The organism is Mesonia mobilis DSM 19841 (assembly GCF_000423405.1).
GTDB lineage: Bacteria > Bacteroidota > Bacteroidia > Flavobacteriales > Flavobacteriaceae > Mesonia > Mesonia mobilis.
On sequence record NZ_AUHX01000016.1, the window covers coordinates 22,557 to 47,010 of the forward strand.

At 35.1% G+C, this 24,454-nt stretch carries 17 protein-coding genes and 1 pseudogene; 9 read left to right on the forward strand and 9 right to left on the reverse strand.

The features are described 5' to 3' along the window. Positions 1-18: 18 nt before the first annotated feature. The 5 genes from G551_RS16245 to G551_RS0111315 all read right to left on the reverse strand — a co-directional run bounded on the left by G551_RS16245 (position 19) and on the right by G551_RS0111315 (position 3,549). Positions 19-867 (reverse strand): FecR family protein, encoded by an 849-nt coding sequence (locus G551_RS16245; RefSeq protein ID WP_027885685.1) that lies wholly within the window; start codon positions 865-867, stop codon positions 19-21. Positions 868-932: 65 nt separating this feature from the next. After that, positions 933-1,469: an RNA polymerase sigma factor gene (locus tag G551_RS0111300; protein ID WP_027885686.1), complete on the reverse strand. Its 537-nt coding sequence runs from the start codon at positions 1,467-1,469 to the stop codon at positions 933-935. 160 nt (positions 1,470-1,629) lie between these two features. Beyond that, positions 1,630-2,148: a YceI family protein gene (locus G551_RS0111305; RefSeq protein ID WP_027885687.1), complete on the reverse strand. Its 519-nt coding sequence runs from the start codon at positions 2,146-2,148 to the stop codon at positions 1,630-1,632. 24 nt (positions 2,149-2,172) lie between these two features. Next, positions 2,173-2,883, reverse strand: coding sequence for a pirin family protein (locus tag G551_RS0111310; protein WP_027885688.1), 711 nt, complete (start codon positions 2,881-2,883; stop codon positions 2,173-2,175). Positions 2,884-2,964: 81 nt separating this feature from the next. Next, positions 2,965-3,549 carry a Crp/Fnr family transcriptional regulator gene (locus tag G551_RS0111315; protein WP_051191377.1) on the reverse strand — a complete coding sequence of 195 codons (585 nt, stop codon included), beginning with the start codon at positions 3,547-3,549 and terminating at the stop codon, positions 2,965-2,967. Between the two features lie 382 nt (positions 3,550-3,931). Between G551_RS0111315 and G551_RS0111325 the strand changes: the two genes are divergently transcribed. The 3 genes from G551_RS0111325 to G551_RS0111335 all read left to right on the forward strand — a co-directional run bounded on the left by G551_RS0111325 (position 3,932) and on the right by G551_RS0111335 (position 9,871). Beyond that, the gene (locus G551_RS0111325; RefSeq protein ID WP_036243753.1) at positions 3,932-5,083 is read left to right on the forward strand and encodes an efflux RND transporter periplasmic adaptor subunit; all 1,152 of its coding nucleotides are present in this window, start codon (positions 3,932-3,934) and stop codon (positions 5,081-5,083) included. Between the two features lie 65 nt (positions 5,084-5,148). After that, a complete protein-coding gene (locus tag G551_RS0111330) occupies positions 5,149-8,328 on the forward strand; it encodes an efflux RND transporter permease subunit (protein WP_027885691.1) in 3,180 nt (1,059 codons plus the stop codon). Positions 8,329-8,338: 10 nt separating this feature from the next. Further along, on the forward strand, positions 8,339-9,871 hold the full coding sequence (locus tag G551_RS0111335; RefSeq protein ID WP_051191382.1) for a TolC family protein: 1,533 nt from the start codon (positions 8,339-8,341) through the stop codon (positions 9,869-9,871). Positions 9,872-9,875: 4 nt separating this feature from the next. On the opposite strand, the gene G551_RS15745 is transcribed toward G551_RS0111335, so the two are convergent. Next, entirely contained in the window at positions 9,876-11,372 is a 1,497-nt protein-coding gene (locus tag G551_RS15745; protein WP_051191378.1) for a PAS domain-containing sensor histidine kinase, read from the reverse strand. A gap of 332 nt (positions 11,373-11,704) precedes the next feature. After that, complete coding sequence (locus tag G551_RS0111345) at positions 11,705-12,334, reverse strand: helix-turn-helix transcriptional regulator (protein ID WP_027885693.1); 630 nt, start codon at positions 12,332-12,334, stop codon at positions 11,705-11,707. A gap of 86 nt (positions 12,335-12,420) precedes the next feature. Between G551_RS0111345 and G551_RS0111350 the strand changes: the two genes are divergently transcribed. From G551_RS0111350 to G551_RS0111365, 4 genes and pseudogenes are all read left to right on the forward strand, one after another. After that, positions 12,421-13,032, forward strand: coding sequence for a superoxide dismutase (locus G551_RS0111350; RefSeq protein WP_027885694.1), 612 nt, complete (start codon positions 12,421-12,423; stop codon positions 13,030-13,032). Positions 13,033-13,193: 161 nt separating this feature from the next. Further along, a pseudogene (locus tag G551_RS16840) lies at positions 13,194-13,697 on the forward strand (DUF2480 family protein). Between the two features lies 1 nt (position 13,698). Beyond that, positions 13,699-14,253, forward strand: coding sequence for an NADPH-dependent FMN reductase (locus tag G551_RS0111360; protein WP_027885695.1), 555 nt, complete (start codon positions 13,699-13,701; stop codon positions 14,251-14,253). After that, on the forward strand, positions 14,243-14,740 hold the full coding sequence (locus tag G551_RS0111365; RefSeq protein WP_027885696.1) for a hypothetical protein: 498 nt from the start codon (positions 14,243-14,245) through the stop codon (positions 14,738-14,740). Before G551_RS0111360 ends, G551_RS0111365 begins: the two co-directional genes overlap by 11 nt. 43 nt (positions 14,741-14,783) lie before the next feature. Here G551_RS0111365 and G551_RS16250 read toward each other — a convergent pair whose 3' ends face one another. Next, positions 14,784-18,047 carry a collagen-binding domain-containing protein gene (locus G551_RS16250; RefSeq protein WP_051191379.1) on the reverse strand — a complete coding sequence of 1,088 codons (3,264 nt, stop codon included), beginning with the start codon at positions 18,045-18,047 and terminating at the stop codon, positions 14,784-14,786. Positions 18,048-18,305: 258 nt separating this feature from the next. Continuing rightward, positions 18,306-19,940, reverse strand: a complete 1,635-nt coding sequence (locus tag G551_RS15760; RefSeq protein WP_229797309.1) for a polysaccharide biosynthesis protein — start codon at positions 19,938-19,940, stop codon at positions 18,306-18,308. Positions 19,941-20,387: 447 nt separating this feature from the next. Here G551_RS15760 and G551_RS0111380 point away from each other — a divergent pair, with 447 nt between their 5' ends. Both G551_RS0111380 and G551_RS0111385 read left to right on the forward strand, forming a co-directional pair. Then, a complete protein-coding gene (locus G551_RS0111380; RefSeq protein ID WP_027885697.1) occupies positions 20,388-21,152 on the forward strand; it encodes a polysaccharide biosynthesis/export family protein in 765 nt (254 codons plus the stop codon). 10 nt (positions 21,153-21,162) lie between these two features. After that, positions 21,163-23,535 (forward strand): GumC family protein, encoded by a 2,373-nt coding sequence (locus G551_RS0111385; RefSeq protein ID WP_051191381.1) that lies wholly within the window; start codon positions 21,163-21,165, stop codon positions 23,533-23,535. The last annotated feature ends 919 nt before the right edge of the window (positions 23,536-24,454 follow it).

Here is a 24,454-nt window from a genome sequence, read left to right on the forward strand (position 1 = left end):
TTAAGTTTTTAGAGGTTGTTAGTTGTTGGTGGCAAAATAAATTTTTTGATCAGTGTTGCTTTTTTGATAGCTATATTGATAAAGCTGTGCTACGATCGCTATTATATGCTCGAGCGGTTCTTGTCGGTTTAATTTTAGTGTGATTTTTTTATGACTAATATCGTCGGGAAACACGAGTTGAAACCCGTAATTTTTCTGAATATAAGTTACAAAGTCTTTTAGAGGAGTTTCTTTAAATTCTTTAAAAAGTTCGAAACTCTCGATATCGATAGCATCATTTTTAAATACAAAAACTTCTCCCGGGGCAATGATCCAATTCTTATCACGACCTTCAACTTGCAATTGAACGCTTCCTTCGTATAAATTGACTTCGGTGTGTTTAGCCGATAGGTTTTTTACTTTAAAAATCGTTCCCAAAACTCGGGTAGTGGTTAATTGACTTTTTACCGTAAACGGATGTGCTGAGTCTTTTTTGACTTCAAAAACCGCTTCTCCCTTAAGTTCTACATTACGGTGCGTTTTAAAATTTTCAGGAAAGCTTAGTTGTGCATTTGCAGCTAAATTAACCTTAGAGCTGTCGGGTAAAAAGATGGTTTTAATATGTGTTGTTGGGTTTTCAATAATTTGGTAAGCGCTAGTGTTGGTAGTTGCTAATTTATTTTTCTGAAATAAGACTCCGGTAAGTGTTGCTGCGATTACTAGAAATGAAGCCGCGATCCCGTAATACCATTTTTTTGGTTTTTGCTGCGGAAACTTTTCTGCTTGAAATTTTTTCCAAGAAGCTTCTTTTTGCCCATCAGAAGCAGGATTGCTGTTGCCGGCTTGCCAGCTTTCATTTATTTTCTTTTCGATTTCTTCTTCATTCATCCTTTGAAAGAATTCAACCTAGATGAGGTTCTTTTAATAATAGACAAACAAGAAATAAAAAGTTCCTAAGCTTTTTTTACTTTTTTTAAAATAAATTGATGGGCGAGGTAAATATGATTGGCGATCGTTTTACGAGAAAGTCCCGTAAAGTCTGAAATTTCTTGGTAAGAATAATTATCAATTTTATGAAGCCGAAAGATTTTTTGACGCTGCTCAGGCAATTGCGCTATAAGTTGGTAAAGTTGTTCTTTTTGAAGTTGAATATTTTCTGAAATCACTTTTTCTTCGATTTCTTCCTTCAAAAAATTAGGTTCTAAGCGTATCACTTTTTGTTCACGCTGAAGGTGATTGAGAATAAGATTTTTACAGATCACAAAAAGTTGCTTCTCGAAGGCAACCTCTTCTTTTAAAAGTTTTCTGTTATCGTAAACTTTTAAAAAAGTTTCGTGTACAAAATCATCTGGAGTTAATAACTGAAAATTAAAACGTTTAGCTACGCCAATAAGGTGGTCGTAATAGTGAAAGTATGCTTTTTTAAAGCTCGCTTCTTTTCCTTTTTTTAAACCTTTAATTAGTTTTTTTTCTGAAAAAACTCGCTTCATACTTTTTTGTTCGTAGGTATATAACTGCCGTAACCGAGAATTATTTTATTACTGAAAGATAAAAATTTTTTGGGTTTAGTTGAAAATAAAAAGCCGAACTGCTATGAATTTCATAAGCATCCGGCCCTGGGGTAAATGAACAAAAACAATCAATCTAACATTAATCTTGTTTGATAAATTGAGCGTTTACAATAAGCTTCACTTTATCTGAAACGACTACGTTCCCTGCTTCGGTCACCGCGCTCCATGAAAGTCCGAAATCTTTACGGTTCAAACTTCCGGTAAACTCAAAACCTGCTTTGGTTTGCCCGTAAGGATCTTCTACAATCCCGTTGTAATCTACTTCAAGGGTAATTTCTTTGGTTACGCCTCTTAAGGTGATTTTTCCTGTTAATTTTTCTCCGTCAAAGTCTGTTGAAGTAAAACTAAGCTCCGGATGCGCTGCTGCATTAAAGAAATCTTCCGATTTTAAATGTGCGTCACGATCGCTGTTTTTAGTATTGATCGAGTCTACTTTTGCAGAAAATCTCATTTCAGCATTTTTAAAATCTTCCTGTTCTGTTTCGATAGAAGCTTCAAACTCGTCAAAATGTCCCGTTACGGTCGAGATCATCATGTGCTTTACTTTAAAAGACACTTCAGAATGAGAAGGATCTAAAATCCATTTTGTAGTTGCCATATTTTTTCTTTTTTATAGTGTGATTTAATTCATTGGGACTTCCATCAATAAAAGATGAGCGTCTTCTAAAATTTCTATGTTGAAAGCTGAAGTTTCCCAAACGCCAAGCCCATCTCTTTTAGAAAGCTCTTGATCTTCAATTTTAATTTTTCCGTCAATTAAGAAAGTATAAACTCCGTTATTCGAGTCTTGAAGTTGATAGGTGTTTTGCTCTCCTTTTTCAAAACGACCTATATGAAACCAAGCGTTTTGATGTATCCAAGCGCCTTCATCTTCAGGGTTAGGAGATACAATTTGCTGAAATTTATTTTTACTGTCTTTAGCATTCAATTGAATTTCGTCGTAACGCGGAGTAACTTCTTCGGTATGTGGGATTACCCAGATTTGTAAAAACTTTACAGGATCGTGAGCGCTGCCGTTAAGCTCGCTATGTACAATTCCCGTTCCGGCAGACATTACCTGTATTTGATTAGGCTCGATAATGCCGCCATTGCCCATATTGTCGCCGTGTTTTAAATCCCCTGCTAATGGGATGCTAATGATCTCCATATTTTTATGCGGGTGTTTGCTAAAACCCATTCCGCCGGCAACATGATCGTCGTTAAGCACTCGTAAAGCACCAAAATTTACTCTTTCAGGATCAAAATAGTTCGCAAAACTAAAAGTGTGGTAACTTTTTAACCAGCCGTGATCGGCATAACCTCTACTGTTTGCTTGGTGAAATACCGTTTTCATCTTCTTTCTCTTTTAATTTCTGGTCAAAATTAAGGTAGAAAAAAGCATTGTGCATTGACCTATGGTAAGAAGTGAAAATGCCTAAAATTCTTTATGGGCTATTTTTTTGCGAACACGACTTAAACTCTCTGGCGTGATGCCCAAATAAGAGGCAATAAGTCGTAAAGGAACCCGCTTACTTAAATTAGGGTAGAGTTTTAGAAAATCGACATATCGTTCTTCGGCAGAAGCGCCTAGCAATAAATTAATACGGTGGTTGAGGTGACGAACGTGTTTGTGTAGCAAAGCTTCGTTTCTCTCTCTAAAATTAGCGCAGAGTTTAGAAAGTTCGTCAAAAAAAGATTCGTTAAAAATACAAACTAATGAGTCTTCGATAGCTTCGACATAAAAAGAAGAACGCTCTTTAAGATGAATACTTCCGAGGTCGCCAATAAGCCAATTTTCGGGCGCAAATTGTAAAATGTGCTCTTTACCGTTGCTGGAATACGAATACGATTTTAGCAAACCACTTTCTACAAAATAATATTCATTACTAAATTCTTCTATCTGTAGTAATACTTCGCCTTTTTCTAAGCTTCTTTTTTCGTAGAAATTTTGAAGTTTTAAGGTGTCTTCTTCAGAAAGTCCCCATTGTTTTTTTATGTACCACTGGAAGTTTGAGCTCATCATAAAATTTTCAGCCTTTAAAATTATAAAATCTTTCTGAAGAAAGCCTTACTTCTATTCTGTTGAATTGAGAAATAGATTTATTTAACTTTTTCTTAGACTAGGTGATTTTACGAATGCACTATCTTTAAAAACCTTGAAAAGGTAAATCACTTCCCCACATTAGCTTATAAAACTGAATCTATTATTTGAAAATATGTAGAAATGATGAATAGAAAGTGTAGAAATATTCCTCAGTTTATCGGCTTTAAATTTTATTCAAAAAAAATACAAAGCTGTGAATGCTTGTTGTAGAAGCGATTATGTTTTGTTCTTTGATTTTTAACCAAATAGGTTTAATAATTGTTCAAGCACTAACCAAATTACTTTACTTACACGCATTATGAAAAATTATACTTACAAAAGTTTGAGCGTTTATGGTTCGATGATGATGGCCGTGATGCTTTTTACCACTTTTATTTCATGTAAAGAAGAAGAGAAACCCGATGAAGGTTTGCCTTTGCCGGTAATGGCGTTAAAAGAGCAAAATGCCGCCAAAGGGTTTGAATATATTGGTTCGATTGAAGGAGTTGAAACCGTAGAAATTCGTCCGCAAGTCGATGGAATTTTAGAAGAGATTTATGTAGATGAAGGAGATTTTGTCGAGAAAGATCAGCCGCTTTTCAAAGTAAATAGTCAACCCTATATGGAAGATTATAAAAATGCGATGGCGAACGTTGCTTTAGAACGCGCAAAAGTTGAAAAAGCAAAAAGTGACCTAGAGCGTTTACAGCCCTTAATTGATAATGAAGTAATTTCTGAAGTAAGAAAAAAATCAGTCGAAGCCGATTACCAAGTCGCTAAATCTTCATTAGAAAGAGCGCAAGCGCAAGCCGCCAATATGCGTATTAATTTAGATTTTACGACCATCAAAGCTCCTGTAAGTGGTTTTATAGGAAGAATACCAAAATCACCCGGTAATGTGGTAAAACAGACCGATAGTGAACCTTTAACCGTTCTTTCTAAAGTCGATAATATTTATGTGTATTTCTCAATGAGTGAGTCAGACTATTTGTATTACGAGCGTTCTAAAAACGATACTTTATCTAATAAAATGAATAGCAAGGTAAAACTTGTTTTAGCCGATGGTTCTATTTACGAACATCCCGGTCGTGTTGATGCCAACTCAGGTCAAATCGATAAAACGACCGGATCGATCACTTTAAGAGCAAGATTTAATAATCCCGATACTTTATTACGATCAGGAAATACCGGTAAAGTTTTAATGGAAGAGCTTTACCCGAAAGCCATTTTGGTTCCGCAGCGATCTACTACCTACATTCAAGACAAAAAGTTCGTGTTTGTTTTAGATGAAAACAATATCGCTCATCGTCGCGAGATTGAAACCGAAGGGAGATCTGGCGATAATTATATTGTGAGTCGCGAAAGCCTTTCTCCCGACGAGCGCATTGTAGTTTCTGGTTTAGATAAACTCGCTACCGGTATAAAAGTAAAACCTATTAAACGTGGTCGTCTTTTAAGTACAAGCAATTAATAAAATTATTCAACCGACTTTTTCTTCAACAAAACCATTCAACTTTTTACGATACGCTATAAGCCATGTTTAAAAAGATTATAAAAAGACCAGTACTTACACTTGTCATCACTATTATTCTCATTTTAGCCGGAGTTGCCAGTATCTCTACTTTGCCGGTAGAGCGTTTTCCGGAGATTGCCCCACCAAGTGTAAGTATTCAAGTTTATTATCCCGGTGGTAATGCAGAAACGGTAGCCAAATCTGTACTTCTTCCTATAGAAGAAGCAATTAACGGTACCGAAAATATGAGTTATGCCAACTCTACCGCGACCAACTCGGGTCGTGGGCGAGTTACCGTATATTTTAAGCCGGGTACAGACCCTAACGCTGCGGCAGTCGATATACAAAACCGAATATCTACCATCACTTCAATGATTCCGCCGGAAGTAAATGAAGCAGGAATTTCTGTAGTGAAGCGGATGAAAGGTAGCATTATGACCATTAATATTTTTAGTGAAGACGACTCTTACGATGAAACCTTCCTAAATGCCTTCACTCGTATTAATATTCGTAGAGAATTAAAACGTATCGACGGGTTAGCAGAAGCGTCAATCTTAAGACAACGTGATTATGCGATGCGAATTTGGCTGAATCCGCAAAAAATGGCGAGTTACGAGTTAACACCAAGAGAAGTTTACGAGCAGATCGAAGATCAAAATTTTGAAGCCGCTCCCGGAAAATTTGGAGAGAACTCTGATGAGCTTTTTGAGATCGTGATGAAACACGACGGTCGGTTTAACGAACCCGAAGAATATGAAAATCTGGTTATCAAATCGAATAAGCAAGGAACTTCACTACACTTAAAAGATGTTGCTCGAGTAGAATTTGGTGCTTCTAACTACACCAGTGAAAATAGATTAGACGGGAAACCTTCTGTGACGATCGATATTGTGCAGATGAATGGGGCTAACGCCAAAGAGATCGATGAGAATATTCGAAAAGTTTTAGAAGAGCAATCACGACTATTTCCTGAAGGTGTCGATTATGAAATTACCTACAGTGTACGTGATCAGATCGAAGAATCGATGAGCCAGGTTGAGCATACGCTGGTAGAAGCTTTTATTTTGGTGTTCTTGGTAGTGTTTATCTTCTTACAAGACTTTAGAGCAACCTTGATCACCGCGATCTCGATACCGGCTTCTTTATTGGGTACTTTTTTCTTTCTTAATATTATTGGCGCTTCGATGAATGTCTTAAGTATGTTCTCCCTAGTATTAGCCATTGGTATTGTGGTTGATGATGCGATCGTTGTGATGGAAGCCATTCATGAGAAAATGACGCATCAAGGCTTACCGGTAAAGAAAGCGGTTTCTTCTGCGATGGATGAAATTACCGGCGCCATTATTTCAATTACGGTAGTAATTGCTGCTGTGTTTTTACCGGTTGCTTTTTTAAGCGGTCCGGTTGGGGTATTCTATCAAGAGTTCGCTTACACGATTATTTTTGCCGTGCTTATTTCAGCTATTAATGCTTTAACGCTTACGCCGGTACTTTCTAAAATTTTCTTCGGAAAGAAAAAGAAAAAATCGAAAAGCGGAGTTTCTAAAGCGGTTTCAGAATTTCGTCAGGTAAGAAAAGCAAAAGTTACCAAGCGTAAAGGTTTACGTAAATTTGATTCTCTTTTTGAACGATTTACTAATAAATATTTAGTGATCGTGAAGTGGATTTTAAACCATACTTGGATTGGTTTAGGAGCACTTTTACTCATTATTGCCGCAACCGTTTTTCTAGGCAGATCAACGCCTAGCGCTTTTATCCCTACAGAGGATGATAATTTTTTAATTATGTCTTTAAAAATGCCAGAAGGTTCTTCACTGCACAGAACCAATGCTGCGCTTCGACAAGCCGATTCTATTTTACAGTTAGATGAAGCGGTAAAAGGTGTGAACACGGTTTCTGGTTTTAATGTAGTCGATAATGCAAATAGTCCGTCTTCTGGATTGGCTTATATTCAGCTGAAAGAAGGCAGTGAACGTGGCGAGATTGAAGATATACAAGAAGTGATTAAAAATCTGCTCAAAAAATTAGAACAGGTAAGTGAAACCGACGTGAACATTTATCCGCGCCCGACCATTCAAGGTTTTGGTAATTTTGATGGAGTACAGTTTATGCTTCAAGATCGTGCCGATGGTGATTTAGGTGAATTTGGGCAAATTGTAAACGAGTTTATCAATACGTTGGCCAACGAAAAAGAAGTTGAAAATGCGTTTACGTCTTTCAACCCTAATTTTCCACAGTATCGTTTAGCTATCGATTATGAAAAAGCCAAAGCTTTAGGAGTAAGCGTAAAAGATATGATGTTTACCATTCAGTCTTATTTTGGGCGAGTGCAACCGGGAGATTTTAACCGTTTTAGCAGGCAATATGGAGTGTATATGCAGTCTGATATTCAGTTTAGAGAATCGCCAGAATCGTTTAATAGCATTTTTGTGAAGAATGATTTAGGAGAAATGGTTCCTGTAAATACCATTGTAAAACTGAAACAAACTTATGGCCCGGAGGTGGTGAATCGTTATAACTTATACAATTCAGCAAAAATCAACGTGACTCCGGCAAAAGGTTACAGTACCGGTGATGTAATGAACAAGATTGAAGAGTTGTCTGAAAGTAAACTGCCGGCAACACTTAGTTACGAGTGGACGAGTATGAGTTTAGAAGAAAAAAACTCAGGCGGCGATACGATGATCGTTTTTGTGATCATCATCATATTGGTCTATTTTATTCTCGCCTCACAATACGAAAGTTTCTTGTTGCCGTTAGCGGTAATGCTATCGTTACCTTCCGGAATATTGGGAGTGTTCTTAGCGATTAATCTTGCCGGGATCGATAACAATATTTACGTGCAGATCGGTATTATCATGTTGATTGGTTTATTGGCTAAAAATGCGATTTTGATCGTAGAATTTGTTGCGCAAAAACGGCGATCGGGACTTCCGGCCTTCGAAGCGGTTATTGAAGCCAGTCGATTAAGAATACGTCCGATTATTATGACCTCACTAGCATTTACCGTTGGTTTAGTACCGTTGATGTTTGCCAAAGGTTCTTCGGCACAAGGAAATCATTCAGTTAGTATCGGGACCGCCGGCGGAATGATAAGTGGTATTGTTTTAGGAATATTTATAATTCCGTTATTGGCCTATTTATTTCAGAAATTACACGACCGTAATAATTTAGAACGTTTTGGTGAAGATGATGAAGAATAAGCAATTAGTTATGAAAATTCAACAATTAAAAAATAGAAGCATTCTAGTTCGTAATTCTCCTAAAACATTTTTAGGTCGAAGTCTATTCGTATTCTTTGTCTTCATAAGCATGGTAAGCTGTAAAGTAGGAGAAGATTATGAGCGCCCCAAATTTGATGAGGTTTCAGAAGATTTTTATCAAAAAGATTCGTTGCTGGCACAAACCAAAGATACGATCGATGTTACGCAAGATACCATCCCGATGTCTAACATTCCGTGGAAAGAATACATTGAAGATCCGGTGCTGGAGCGTCTTATTGATACAGCTTTGGTGAATAATATCGACTTGCAAAAAGCGTTGCGAAACTTGGCGATCAATGAAGAAGAATTAGCGCAATCGAGAGCCAATTTTCTACCTTCATTAAATTCGACTCCCGCAAGCTATCGCAGAGAATATTATTCTGAAAACTATAATAATTACGGTTCTAATCGAGCCCGAAGAAATCACGGCGAAAACGTACCCGAAAGTTTTTATACCGAACGATTAGAATATTCAACCGCGTTGCAAGCTAATTGGGAATTGGATATCTGGGGGAAATTACGCTGGCAAAAAGAAGCTGCTAATGCCAGGTTATTACAATCAAAAGAATTTAAGAAAGCCGTGCAAACCGCTTTGGTAGCAGAAGTAGCATCTACCTATTACAATCTGGTTACCTTAAAATCGCAAATTGAAGTAGCAGAGAAAAACTTTGCGCTTAACGATAGTACGTTAACCATTGTGCAGTTGCAATACGATGCAGGTGAAGCGACTTCGTTGGCAGTGCAGCAAACCAAATCGCAAAAGTTACGTTCCAAATCACTTATTCCGCAGTTGCAGCGTCGATATACCATTATGGAAAACCGATTGAATTATTTATTAGGAAGATCGCCGCAAGCTATCGAAATAAAAGAGTCGTTTGATGAGGTTCAATTTCAGAATAAATACCAAATCGGGGCTCCGTTAGAATTGATAAAAAACCGACCCGATGTTGCTATGGCAGAATATGAATTGATGGCTAAAAATGCTGAAAGCGGAATTGCTGAAGCGCTAAAATATCCTTCATTAAGTATTGGTGCGAGTGCCGGATTAAATTCATTTCAGTTAGGAGAATTTTTAGATCCGGTAAGTTCTGGTTTTGCTTTGCTGAATGGTTCTGTTTTTCAGCCTATTTTCAATAATCGTAAGTTAAAAACGAACTATCGCGTAGCCTTAACTAAAGAAGAAATAGCACAGCTCGATTTTAAAGAGAAGCTTATTGGTGCTATCGAAGACGTCTCGAATGCTTTAGCTAGAATCGATAAATTAAAGGAAGAATATAGCATTGCAGAAGAGCGTATTGAAGTTACTCAAAAAGGTTTGAAAGATGCCGGGATGTTGTTTAGAGGTGGTTATGCCAATTATTTAGAAGTGATCACTGCACAATCTGATGCTTTAGAAAGTGAGTTAGATTTAATCACCATTAAGAAAGAATTGCTTATTGCTAATGTAGAATTATACCGAAGTTTAGGAGGCGGCTGGCAGTAAAACTTTAAGAAACTTTTATTTTAGGTTTTACAGCATTTTGCAAATAAACTTTAAAGTTAGAGCCTTTATTTACTTCACTCTCTACCTCAATTTTTCCGCCTAAAGCTTCAATCTGATTTTTGGTGATAAATAAACCAATACCTCTCGAGTCTTTGTGCTCGTGAAAGGTTTTGTACATTCCAAAAAGTTTTGATTCGTGCCTCTCTAGGTCTATTCCTAAACCATTATCTATGATTTGTATTTCAACATTATTATTTACTTCTTCAGCAATAATCTGAATACTTAAATTACGTTCTGGCGCTTTGTATTTAACTGCATTGGTAAGTAAATTAAGCAGAATGCTTTCTAGATAAGCAGGAATAGCTTTTACTGTTATCGTTTTATCTACTACGATATCTAATTTAGCTTCAGAAGATTTGAGCAAAGCAGAAATATTTTCAATCGTTTTTTCGATATAATGATGCAGGTTTAATTGTTCGATATTTTTATCATCACTATTGTGCATCGCAACCACTTCATTTAAATGCTCAATAGTTTCACTTAAGTTATCTACTGACTGACCTAAGAGCGGCATTAACTCGTTTTCTTTAAGCTCAGGATAATCGATATCCATCAACTCTAGTAACATTGATAAGTTATTCGAGTGAGATTTTAAGTTATGCGAAACAATATGCGCAAAATTTAATAAGCGCTGGTTTTGATCTGAGGTAATATCTAAATACGAAGTGAGTTTTTGTTTACTTTCGTATTGCTCGGTAAGATCTATTATTTGCGCTAAATAGCTAATAGGTTTATCATTTTGATCTTTAATAGAAGTTAAGACCAAATGCACATACACCAAATTACCATTTTTATGAACGTATCTTTTTTTAGTGGTGTAAGTTTCAATTTCGCCCTTCTTTAATCTTAGTACACCATTTTTAAATCGCTTTGCGTCTTCGTGGTAAATAAGGTCATTAATGTTAAACTTTTTAGCTTCTTTTAGATCGTAACCAACAAGTTGGGTAAATCCGTGGTTAATGTCTTTGATCATGCAATGCTCATCAGAAAGTACAATACCAACACTTGTGTTTTTTAAGACGTGGTTGATAAATTGAACTTGCTTATGAAGTCGTTCTTGCTTTCTTTCTTCTCGATCTATGTCTTGAAACAAACCATAAACACTCGTACATTCATTGTCTTCAAAAACAGGAATACCAATGGCACGTACCCAAATTTCTCTACCTTTCCCCGTCGTGATCTTTATTTTAACATCGTATTCTTTATTCTTACTAATAGCTTCTTCAATACTTTTAGTAATAAGTTCTAAAGATTTAGGATCTTTGTAAAAGCTTAGGGCTTGTTCGAGCGTGTAATTATAATCTTCCTCTACTTCGTGTATAAATTTAGTCACCTTACTCCAATAGACTTTTTGTTCGCGCAGGTCTACTTCCCAACTACCCATTTTAGCGTAAGTAGCTGTTTTTTCTAGTAACGATTTATAGTCTTTGTGGTGGTGCATAAATGTTTTTTGTTATAAACGAAGTTTTTTGAATTTAGGATTTAAAATTTAGTTTCGAAACGGTAAATATCCATATTAAAATGTTATTATTTTAAGCCTTAACAATACTTTTTAATTATTAAGAAATATGGCTAATGATGATTGAAATATTTAGTCGGAAAATTTACGTCGAATAGAAATACTGACGTAAAAAACAGATGAATGACCAATTATCTGTGTTGAAATTCACAAAAGCCCATTTTAATTGGCTAAAATGAATTAATAGGAAGAAATTGTAGAGTAATTTTGAATGTTTCTAAATGCAATTTAAGTATCAAAGAATATTAATAAAATTAAGCTTCAATTTTATAAGCGCAACGATGAGCACCGGCAAGTATATGATTAACGCGTTTAATTTTTAGGTCTTCGCCTAAAACAGTTTTAAAGGTTTGAAGCTCTGCTTTACAAAAGCCTTGACAAATTTTTGCAGCAGCACAAATTGGGCAATGGTTTTCTACCAGTAAATAACTGCCATCATCTTGTTTTTCATAATTTGCCATATAGCCTTCTTTAGATCTTGCGGTTGCTAATTTTTTAATTTTTTCTTCTAGATCATCGTGAGCGGTGATCTGCTTTTGGTATTTTTCGGCATTATCTTTACCGGTAGATGCTATAATTTTGTCTAAGGCTTCTTCTCCTAAATTCTCTCTTATTTTTTCGATAAGTTTAACCGTAAGTCCGGAATGCGTATCAGGGAATTTTGCGTGGCCTTGCTCGGTTAGTGACCAAATTTGTTTAGGACGACCACGACCTTCAGACCTGCTTTCAGATTTTACAAAGCCTTCATTAGCTAATTTGAGTAACTGAAAACGAGCACCTTCTGTCGTTACTGCTAATTCTTTCGCCATTTCTTTCAGCGTCATTTCTCCTTCATTTTTAAGGATGAATAGCGCTTTTTCATTTTCAGGAATCATATTATTCATAATAAACAAAGTGTTTATTTGGTTTATTAAACAAAAGTAGTATATTTGTACCGTAATTAAAAGTTTAATTTTTAAATCTACAAGTTATGAGTTATAAATTGCCAGAATTACCCTATAGTTATGATGCATTAGAACCACATTTTGATGCGGCAACCATGGAAATTCATCACAGTAAACATCACCAAGGTTATACCAATAAATTAAATGCTGCTTTAGAAGAAGCAGGTTTAACCGATAAAAATATTGAAGATCTTTTTGGGACCACTTCTAAACTTTCTACCGGTATTCGCAATAACGGTGGTGGTTTTTATAATCACAGTTTATTTTGGAGTGTTTTAAGTCCGAACGGAGGAGGAGAGCCTAAAGGTAAAGTAGCCGAAGCGATCCAAGAGACTTTTGGATCTTTTGATGCTTTTAAAGATACCTTTAATAATGCTGCGGCTACTCGTTTTGGTTCAGGTTGGGCTTGGTTAATTGTTGATGAAAACAAGAAACTTAAAGTAACTTCTACACCAAACCAAGATAACCCATTAATGGATGTTGCTACCGATAACGGAACTCCAATTTTAGGATTAGATGTTTGGGAGCACGCCTATTACTTAAACTACCAAAATAAGCGTCCAGATTATATTCAGGCATTTTGGAATATTGTGAACTGGGACGAAGTTGAAAAGCGTTATTTAGCAGCTATTTCATAATTTTTATTCCACTTCTGGTTAGACTCGGCTTTTTCTGTTAAGTCGGGTTTAGCTCTTTTTATATTTTTAATTGAATGCTTTTCTCTATACCTAGAGAAAAGCAGTTTTTAGAAATTCTATCGATAGAATTTCACTCTTCCTTTTTTAATTCAACATATATTATGAGTGATTTGCCCATCCGTAATCGAGTGGCAGAAGCGGGGATCTACGAGCTAAATTTACTGGAACTTCAGCCTGAACTTGATATAGAAACTTTAGATATAAGTCAATTTCTACACGAAGGTTTAATTCTTATTGAAAAAGAGTTTAAAGCTGCTATGCAACAATTTGACTGGTCGGTTTTTTCTGAAAAGATCGTGTGTTTAACCTGTACCACCGATGCGATTATTCCGCAGTGGGCGTATTTAATATTTGCTGAAAAGTTAAAAGGTATTGCGCTAGAAATTAGTTTAGAAAAGCCGGAATCAATTCAGCATAAAAAATGACAGAACGCTATTAGAGATGAAGATTTTTCAACCTATAAAGATCAGAAAGTAACTTTAAAAGCGTCGGCAGAAGTTCCCGAAGCCATTTATCTCACGGCCGCTTTACAACTTATGCCTATCGTAAAAACATTAATGTATGGCGAGCCGGGATTACCAAAAGTAGTTTTTAAAAAGAAATAATATGAAAGTTTTACTCTTTAACGGAACCTTGAGTTCTGCACAAGATACTTCTGAACAAATCACCGATTACCTCAAAAATCATTTAGAACATTTAGGTTTTGAAGTTGTTGTTTTTCGACTTGCGGCGCACGATATTCCTTTCTTTGATCCTCGCATAAAAGAAACTCCGGCGGCTGTAAAGCAAATGCTAGAAATTTTTCGTGAGTGTGATCGCCATATTCGGTTAACTCCGCTTTATCACGGCGGGATGGTTGGTGCCATGAAAAATTGTTTAGATTGGTTAGTGCTAAGTGCACAAGAAAATTTTCCTTATTTAACATCAAAAGTCGTCGGTTTAATTTGTTGGGCTTATGGCGGCAATGCTGCTACAGGAATCGATGCTTTACGAACGATTGTTGCTAATTTACGTGCCTGGACTTTGCCTTATAGCATCCCGATTGTGCGCGAAGATCTATATGAACATCAAACCGCTAGTTTCACTGTTCTTTACCAAGAACGTTTTAAACGATTGAGTGAATTATTAGTAGAAGATACCTTACCCGTTTATGGCCGCTAAAGTAAATTTGAACTACCTGCAACAATTAATTAGGGAAACGATTTTGTATCCTAGTTTGGGAACTTTACCGTACACGATTATTGTTTTTTCTGCGGAAGAGGTTGAAGAAAAATACCCTTTTCAAGAAGAAGTTGCGTTTTACTTGGCATTTTATTTTTGGGATGAATATAATGAGGAAGACCTGGTCGACTTTTATAAAAACACCAAAGAAGCGCTACAGTTAGAAGGGCTGCAAAAAGCTTTATATGTAGAAAAAATTTTTCTTCAATTGCAAAACCCTGAAGAATATGAATTTTGGTTATCTAAACAAATTGCCTCTGCGATCGGGAGGTTAAGCGGAAAACTTCAGCCTTATTTTCAATTAAAAGTCACCAATCCTAAAGAAACTTCAATTTTAGAAAACGAACAATTGCTCACTCAACATCCAAAAATGAGTTTGTGCAACGTGTTGTGTTTAAAAAATAAAAAAGAGCTATCTGTAAATTAGATAGCTCTTTTTATTCAGTAGTAATGGTAGTTGAATTTACCTCTTACTGAAAAAGTATTTTAGAAACCCCGTAGTTGGTTTGTTCACTGTTAATCTTTAAAAAGTAAACTCCGGTTCCCACATTTGGAGTAATGCGAAGGTCGTTTCTTCCTTCTTCTAAATTCATTTTTTGTACATAGACTTGTTTACCGGTAATGTCGAACAAACTAATCTCTGCAGAAGATTTTTCTTCACTATATAAAAGACAATTTAATTCTCCGTGTGAAGGGTTTGGGTAAACAATAAACTCATTACTCATATTCAGTAATAAATCTTCGTAACCAGATGGAGCTGTTTTTGCAAAAGCTACATTTTCGATCGTAAGATCTAAATCGTTCGTTCCTGCTTCCATGGGTAAAAAGGTAAAGCTAAGCATGGTGAGATCGTCTGCTGTGAGCTTTTGGTTAGTTCCTGTAGAAGTGAAAAACTCAAATGGAATGTAATAAGTTTGCTCGCTACTTTCTACATTTATATTGGCTTTGTATTGTTTGCTCCAATCGTCGATCGAAGATTTAATTAAGCCTAATTCTAATAAGCCGCTACCTTTTGCTGTAAACGTAAGGTAATTGTAATCGCTATAATCGGCAGCTAAACTTCCCGGTAATAAAGATTTATAAAGCGTTAGGTAATCATATTCACTATGCGCTTTGATACGCACATTTCTATGAACAGCTAATTGATCTTCTTCGTAAACTCTTTCAAAATTGTTAGAAACCCTATATTCTTCAATCGTGGTATAAGTTGCGTCGTAATCTAAGCCCCAGTTACCATCGGCGTGATAGAATACATCTTGAATTTCACCATCAACCCTAATTCTTCCGTCGTATTCGTAACCATCTTTAATGTCGATGCTAATGTTTTGAACAGCTTCAGATTTAAACGGATTGTAACGCAGCGCAAAACCGTTAGTTTCACTATAAACTTCATCCATATCAATTTCTACACTTTTATCAAGTTGGGTACTTTTCAGCTTTAAATTTAAAAGTGTATTGTCACGAGAAACTTTTGCGGCATAAGTGCGCGGCAGCTTTTCTTCTTCGTTTTGGATTACCGGTTGGTAAGCATTTAAGTTATCTAAAATATCTTCAACCAATTTTACGGTGTAATCCGGTTTTGTAGACCATACCTGAAAATTATAAACCTCATTTGAGTTGAAGTAGCCATTTACATACCAATTGCTTTGCAGGCTGTAAAAGTCGTCTGTTAAATTTTCACCAACTGCAAAAGAAATAGCATATTCGGTAACTCCGTTTCTTTGCTTGATGGCTTGCATAATGAAATGATAACCTTCAATATTTTTTTGTTGAATAGTTAAAATCTCAGCTCCTTTTAATCGGTCACAAGAAGCTTTAGTATGGTTGTAAACATCGTCGATGGTTTTGATGCCTAAAACAACTCCTTTAGTTTTTTCTTCAACAGAAAAATCTACACTTAATACTTCGTCGGCAACCGTATAATCTAAAATGTCTGTAGGTGAAGAAATATTCGCAATATTGCCGGGTGTTAATTCTTCCGGAAACATTTCTAATAACGTAAGACCGCTTTGTCCACGATGGGTTAGTTTAGAAGTAAGTGCCTTTTTGTTGAATTGAGCTGCCTCAGCTTTATTGAATTTCGTAGGAACACTTTTTTTCTTACGTTGTAGGTACTGTCTTGCAACGGCATCACCTAAGCTTTCACTTTCTAAACCACCGTCATTTCCGGTATTTACCTCGTCAGATTCGATCGTTACAGGAATGGTTGTAGTGTTTTCGCATCCGTTATTGTCGGTAGTATGTACATCAACTTCAAAATATCCTGCTTCTGTAAAATCGAAAGTTACCGTATTTTGGTTTGGGAAAAAGTTGCTATTTCCGTTAGAAACTTCCCAGTAATAATTGCTGAATTGGTTACTGTTCGTAAGTACAAATTCTTTAGTGACAACTCCAGAACCACTAGCGATAGTCGTTGCGGTAACCACAGCTTCTACTGTTGGAAAAACTTCAACCTGAATAGTTTTTGTGTCTGAACCATAGGTGTTCGTCGTGGTAAGTGTAACCGTGTAAGTTCCTGCAGCGGCATAAGTTTTTGTTGGGCACATTAAAGAGCTTGTGGTCCCATCTCCAAAATCCCAATGATAAGAAAAAGGAGCTTCAGGTTGATTGGTGCTTTCTGTATGTGAAGTATTGTCGAATATAAATTCTTGGTCGTTAAAACATTGCTGCGTAGCGTTAATATTGAAATCTGCCGTTGGCGGAACTCCAGCTACCGGAGCGCAACCCGGTAAAGATGGTTCAAAAACCGCGTAATGCATCTCACCACCACTATGGATTAAAGATCTACCGATAACTTGCCCTTCGATATTCGATTGATTTACTGTTTTTACAATGTCTGCAAATGGCGCGTAAACAGTACCTTCGATCGTTGAGTTTCCTTGTATGTTTAAGGTGGTTGTATTATAAAAGTTATAAAGAATATACGGGCAGTTTTGTAAACCAATTCCGGCTTGATTCCATACATTCCAGTTAAATGTACCGGCAGCATCTACATTAATAACAAGTACTTTAGAAGCACTTGGTTGATGGTTATAGGTGAAAACTTGTACATTATTTAAATCGTTACCGGTAACATTTAGGTAATTGATGCCGTTCTGTAGATTGATCTTTACCTGATTGGGTAGGTTGGTTGTTGGTATTGATTGTCCGTTAGGATTAGTAAGTTGAGCGTTTTCTGTACACTGAGCAATACTTGAAGATAAAGTACGCATTTCTTGAAAGGCACTTGCAAAATCTACGAGATTACCTTCGAAAACGGGATTATTGTTTACGCCAACATTTAACTGATTAGAATTTGCTTGTAACATAATTTTTGGAGAAGAATTATAGTTACTATTAGGCGTAATACGAATAGGAGATGCGGCATTATTTTGATCGTAATACCAAACGTAAGAACCTTGGCCGTCTCCAATTTTAATATATGTGTTTTGGTTGACCTGAAGTGCATTTCCTGAATTGTAATTCACTTTACCGCCAACAAGTAATCCTATGTTATTTCCGCCAACTTCAAAATTACCGGTATGGTTGGTGGCGACTTGATAGTTGCCTTGTAAGGTTAAATCTTTTCCTAAAGCTAGCGGTCCGTCGGTTTCATTAGTAGCTAATGTAGCATTTTCTTCAATAAAAACATTAAAGCCTTTGGCAGGATCTGTAGGTGATTGGCTATATGATGGAAAAGATAAGCCAATTGCGAAAAGGGAGAACGTAATTAGCGTTTTGGTAATGTTGTGCATCTTAGATTGGTTAATTTTTCACAAAAATAACTAAAATAGTTATGGGGTAAGTTACCTGATCTTGAAATGTTTATTGGTCTCAGAAATGGGTTTAAAACCCTGCAATTTTATTGCAGTACTTTAGTAATGCGAAAAAATATGTATAAGTTGCTTGAAATATTTCGTGTTGACAGTTTTTAAATAATAGGACTTTCAGTCCTTAGTCAGTACCAACCTCTGCACTTTTAGTGCAGAGTGATTTAGTTATGAAGCAAAAAGTTAATAGATGCGTTGTTGTTTTTTAGTTGATGGTGTTTCGTTTGAAGAGTAATTTATATATTCAGGAACCAAAGATTTTAAAGATTTTATAGTTCGTTCTTTTTCATTTAAGTTGATGAATTCTTCCAATTCAGCTAAGAGTGAACTTTTAGAAATATCAAATTCATAAGAAGACTTGGCAATCATTATTTTTTGATGATGAGTAGCAAGTGTAGTTTCTTTGTCTGCGAGTAATTCTTCATATAGCTTTTCACCAGGACGTAAACCAGTAAATTCAATTTTAATATCTTGGTTAGGAACTAAGCCTGTTAATCGGATCATATGTTGAGCGAGATCTATAATTTTAATAGGAGACCCCATATCGAATACATAAATTTCGCCTCCTTTACCCATAGCTCCTGCTTCTAGCACTAATTGGCAAGCTTCATCAATCGTCATAAAATAGCGTGTTATTTCTGGGTGAGTGACAGTAACCGGGCCGTTATTTTCAATTTGTTTTTTAAAATGGGGGATTACTGAGCCGTTAGACCCAAGAACATTTCCAAATCGGGTGGTAATGAATGAAACTTTATTTTCAGGATTGCTTGCTAGTGATTGTATATATAATTCTGCAGCTCTTTTAGAAGCCCCCATAATATTGGTTGGGTTGACAGCCTTGTCTGTAGAAACGAAAACAAATCGCTCAACTTCATAAGCCATTGATAGATCTGAAATATTTTTGGTTCCTTTAAAGTTAACACTTAAAGACTCTAGAGGGTTGGCTTCCATCATCGGTACGTGTTTGTAAGCGGCACCGTGAAAAACTACTTCTGGAGTATGAGTTATGAATACCTCTTGGAGTCTGCTCTTGTCTCTAACGTTTGCGATAATCGTTTCAAAATTTAGAGTAGGATGTAATTTTAAAAGTTCAAGTTTTAATTCGTGTAAAGGAGTCTCTGCTTGATCTAAAAGAATTATTTTTTTAGGAGTGAAATTTATTAATTGTCTTACAATTTCACTGCCTATAGAGCCTGCCGCTCCAGTTACTAAAATTGTTTTATCCTTGTAAATTTTGAATAACTTTTTGTTATTTAGTTTAATAGGGTTTCGTTGAAGTAAATCCTCAATATTAATTGCTTTCAGATTTTTAAAATCGGTGTGATCCCAGTCTTGTAATTTGGGGAGTTTGTAAATTTTAATTTTTAATTCTAAAAAATCGGTAATAATGGTATTTGAAGATTTTTGTAACTCCTTTAGTTTATTATCACTTACAATGATCGATTTTGCATAATGAGTAGAATCTCTTACTTGTTTAAGATCATAGATCGGAAGATTAAAAATACGGTTATGTGATTTAGATTCTTTTTTAGTCGGGTTTATAAAACCAATAATATCAAAGGAGCCAGAATTTTGCGATATTAAACCTTCTGCCATCGCCACATCAGAAGACGAAGTGCCTAAAATATAAGCTTTTGTAGATGGTTTTTGGGTTGCATTTAAAATTTCATAAATACGTTTAACTACAATACGAAAGAAAAATAGTAGTGAGTAAGCTATAAAACCGTAAATAAAAACCCCCGCATCTACGATGAGTTTGTGTTCAAAAAAGTAATAATCTATTCTGTTAAATATTAAAACTGTAAGAGCGCAGCTCATAGTTACTTGCAATTGCTTTATAGCATCTTTAAAGCTAGAATACCTAACCAAGCCCATATAAGACTTGTAAATAACAAAATAGAAAGATTGAATTACCAATAGAATTAATAATTCCCAAGTAAGATAAAATATTTTAGAAGGAGAAGAGTCAACCGTAGAGATTAAAAAATACGCGCCGTTTGCGGCAACAAGACAAAGAAAAAGATCAATTAAGAAAATAATCCATCTTGAGACGTAATTTTTTACAACTCTTCGGGCAATTTTAATAAGCCCTTGTTTTATGTATTTAAAAATCTTCACTGGACGCTAATAAAATCGAAAAGTACATATATTATTTATGGTTTCAAAGGACTTTACGGCTTATAGATTATTTTGCGGTTAATTGTAATTTTTCTAATTAATGATTTATCACTTTGCTAACTATAAAACTTACTTATATTTGCTTTTATGAAAAAACTTTTGCTATTCGTAGGTGTTTTGTTTTTAGTAAGTTGTGCTTCACGAAAAAATGTAGTTCAATTTCAAGATGCAGAGAGCTTACCAGAAATTAATATTGATAGTATTTATCACCATCCGGAAATACAGGTGAATGATATTTTGAAAATAGATTTAACGGCTTTAGAGCCTGAAAGTTTAATGCCTTTTCAATTTGAAAAAAGTTTAACGGGATCAACCGGAGCAAGACAAATCGAATTATTGAAGCTGGAAGGTTATTTGGTAAGTAAAGAGGGAGTAATTAATTATCCTGGTTTAGGCGAAGTCGCTGTTGAAGGGAAGACTACCCAAGAAGTACAGGTTCTATTAAAAGAAAAACTTTCAAGTTTTGTGAAAGATGTAGAAGTGAAGGTACGTTTATTGAATTTTAAGTTTACGGTCATGGGAGAGGTGAAAGCACCAGGAACGTATACGATTTCAGAAGAAACCGTTACACTTCCACAGGCATTAGGGATGGCTGGAGATTTAACCATTCAGGGAGAACGAAAGAATGTGTTGATTTTTAGAAATAATCAGGGAGTAATTACCTCTAAGCGTATTGATTTGACTTCTGTAGATTGGATGAATTCTCCGTATTATTTTCTTAAGCAAAACGATATGGTATATGTAGAGCCTAATAATCCTCGGGTTAAATCTGCAGGTTTTATAGGTAACGTGGGGAACTTAATTTCTGTGGTGTCTATTGTAATGAGTGCTGCGGTTTTAATCTTTAGATAATTGATTTATGATGAATGCTGAAAATCAACGCCAATATACAGAAGAAGAAAATGAAGATTTAAAGTTTTTGATTTTCAAATACTTAAAAAATTGGCCTTACTTTTTAATATCAGTGATTATATTTATTCTTATTGCTGTATTTTATCTTAAATATTCGACTCCAATTTATCAAACTTCTACTTCGGTTAAGGTGTTGAAAGATGATGAAGGTGGTGTTGATTTGTCGGGTTTAAGTGCTTCTACAACCTTATTCAATTACAGTAAAGTGAATCTTGAAAATGAAATTCAGATTTTCAAATCAAGAAGAATGTTAGGAAGGGTTATCGATAGTTTACAGCTGACGACCACTGTGTATAAAGTAGGGAGTTTGCGAGATGAATTACTATTTGGTGAAGAAATACCATTTAAGATTGAGTATATAGAAAATGATGTTGAAGAAAGATCAACAGCTACATTTAATTTTAGTTTGAGATTTAAAGCTAATAATAGCTTCGAAATTCATAATGATGAAAGGAATATTTCAGTCTTAGCATCTTTAAATGATACTATACGAGAATTTGATGAAGATTTTATAATTAAACCTACTGTGTTTAACCATAAAATTAATAATTCAGATGAATATAAGATCTATAAAATTGATAGAAATTCATTGCTGTCACGGCTTTCAAATGAAATTAGTATTGAAGCGGTTGGAGATAAGAGTGATGTACTGAGGGCAAGTGTTAAAGGTGCAAATAAAACTCGAAATGAAACCATTTTAAATACGCTTGTAAAGGTTTTTAATCAGGATGGGGTAGAAGATAAGCGATTAATTTCTAAACGAACCAAAGAGTTTGTAGAAGAGCGTTTAAAAATATTGGTACAAGACTTAGATACTGTAGAGTCCGGTTTGGTCGAGTTTAAAAAAGATCGAGGCGTGGTGAATGTTGAAGCTAGCGTAGAAGAATTATTTACGAAAGAGGCAACTTCAGAATCTGAGAAATTTAATATTGAAACACAATTAGCGATTTCTAAGGATTTTAGAAATTTATTAGTCAATCAATCTGGGTATACATTACTGCCTGCTAATTTGGGTATTGAAAGTGAGTCTGTTAATCGACTTACAAATACCTATAATGAGCTAATAAGTAATAGAAACCGTTTACTTTCTTCGTCGACAGAAGAAAACCCGATGGTGTTGAAGCTAAATGAAGAGTTAGATAGAATTCAGGATAATATTTTAGTGAGTTTAAAGACTTATTTGCAAGCTTTAACCACTTCATACCAGCGATTGAGATCTAGGGAAGGAAGGTATACCGGTGAAATTAATAACCTTCCTCAAGTCGAAAAAGAATTAAAGGGAATTTTACGTCAGCAAGGAATTAAGGAACGTTTATATGTATTCTTACTGCAAAAGCGAGAGGAAGCGGCGTTGTCTTATGCGATCACTTCACCAACTATTAAAATCGTAGATTTCGCTTACACTGGTTCAACCCCTATTTCTCCTAAGCGAAATATGATTTTATTAGGAGCATTTTTAATAGGGCTAGGGTTGCCTTTCGGTTTTTTATATTTAAAATTTTTACTAGATACAAAGGTGAATAATCGAGCTGAAATTGAAAAAGAGTTAACCGGTCTTTCAGTTTTCGGAGAAGTTCCTCAGTTGTCTAATTCACAACCCAAGATGCTGAAAAGAAATGATCAATCTGCTTTAGCGGAGGCGTTTAGAATTTTTCGAACAAATTTATTACATCAATTGAAGTTTTCGAAGAATCAAGATCCAGCAACGGTTAATAGTAAGGTGATTTATGTTACTTCATCGATTAAAGGAGAAGGAAAAACTTTTACTGCAAATAACTTAGCTAGGGTAATTGCCTCTTCTAACAAAAAAGTGCTTTTAATTGGGGCAGATTTAAGAAATCCACAAATACATATGTATTATGATTTTGATAGAAATTTACCGGGGGTTTCAGATTATCTTTTTAATGAAAATTTAGATATCCGTTCGATTATTCAGAAGGATAAATCAGATTTTAAAAATTTAGATATTTTATCATCTGGTAGCGTTCCTCCTAATCCTGCAGAATTATTAGTAGAAAACCGATTTGAAGAGCTGATCGATGTAGTGAAGTCTATTTATGACTATGTAATTGTTGATACTGCTCCCACAATTTATGTGACCGATACTTTTTTGATTTCTAAGTATGCAGATGTTACGGTTTACGTTGTTAAGCAAGGGCTTACAGAGAAAAAATTATTACATCACATAAAAGAAGTGAATAATAAGAAGAAATTAAATCATATAGCTTTAGTTTTAAACGGAGTGGTAAGTGATACGAATTTTGGCTACGGCTACGGTTATGTTTATAATGATACAAAAAAGCCTTTCTATAAGTTTTGGTAAGGCTAATTGATGATGATCTTTGTGTAAAATAATCTATAGATATATCCATTTCGAAAATTGAATAAAAAAGCCATAGTAACAACTATGGCTTTTTTATTCAATGGAGATAAATACGTTTCGGGTGAAAATAGTAATCTGCTCGAGTAGACATTTTCGTAAAAGTCATAATGAGTCTTTGTTATTATAGCATTTGGTGTGTTCAATGGAGGAATTTCGTCGATTCGTGTTGAATTCAAAAGTTGATTGAAAATTAAAAAAGAAAATGTATCGAAATTCAGGGTAGATATGAAGTTCACTTTTTTGAAATAGGATCAGATCGGATAAGAATCACGTTCATTTTTTTGGTTAAACAGTGTTTCCGTCTAAATTCCAGTAAAGTTTTTAGGTTAATTAAAAGTATGTTGCTTGTGAAATTGCCTCTCAAGTTTGTGGTGAAATCTGAGTATTATGGGGTGGAGCTTTTTGGGCTAGTGCCTTTTTTTATTAATGCTGTGCATAAGAATAGTAGTGAGTATGTTACAGCTGCGTGTGCGAAAACCAATGATTTGAAAAGGATTATTGAGTTTTGCATAGAAATAATGATATTATTGATTATCCGTTATTTGTAATAATTAATTTCTGCGTCATTCTGAATTTATTTCAGAATCTCATATAATGCTAAAAATCAAAGCTTATCAGATGAGACCCTGAATCAAGTTCAGGGAGACGAAACATTTTATGATGCATTACGGACATTCAAAATGATATTCAATTAAATCTATTCTAAACTAATGTCTCAAGGAATATTTGCAAATATCATTTGTTCTTTTATCAATGTTTTTATGCTAGTAACCTACTATTTTCTATTAGTCTGGCAGAATAAGGTAAGAAGTGGTATTTGTCGGACTACTACAGTCTAATGATCATTGATTTTATCTCT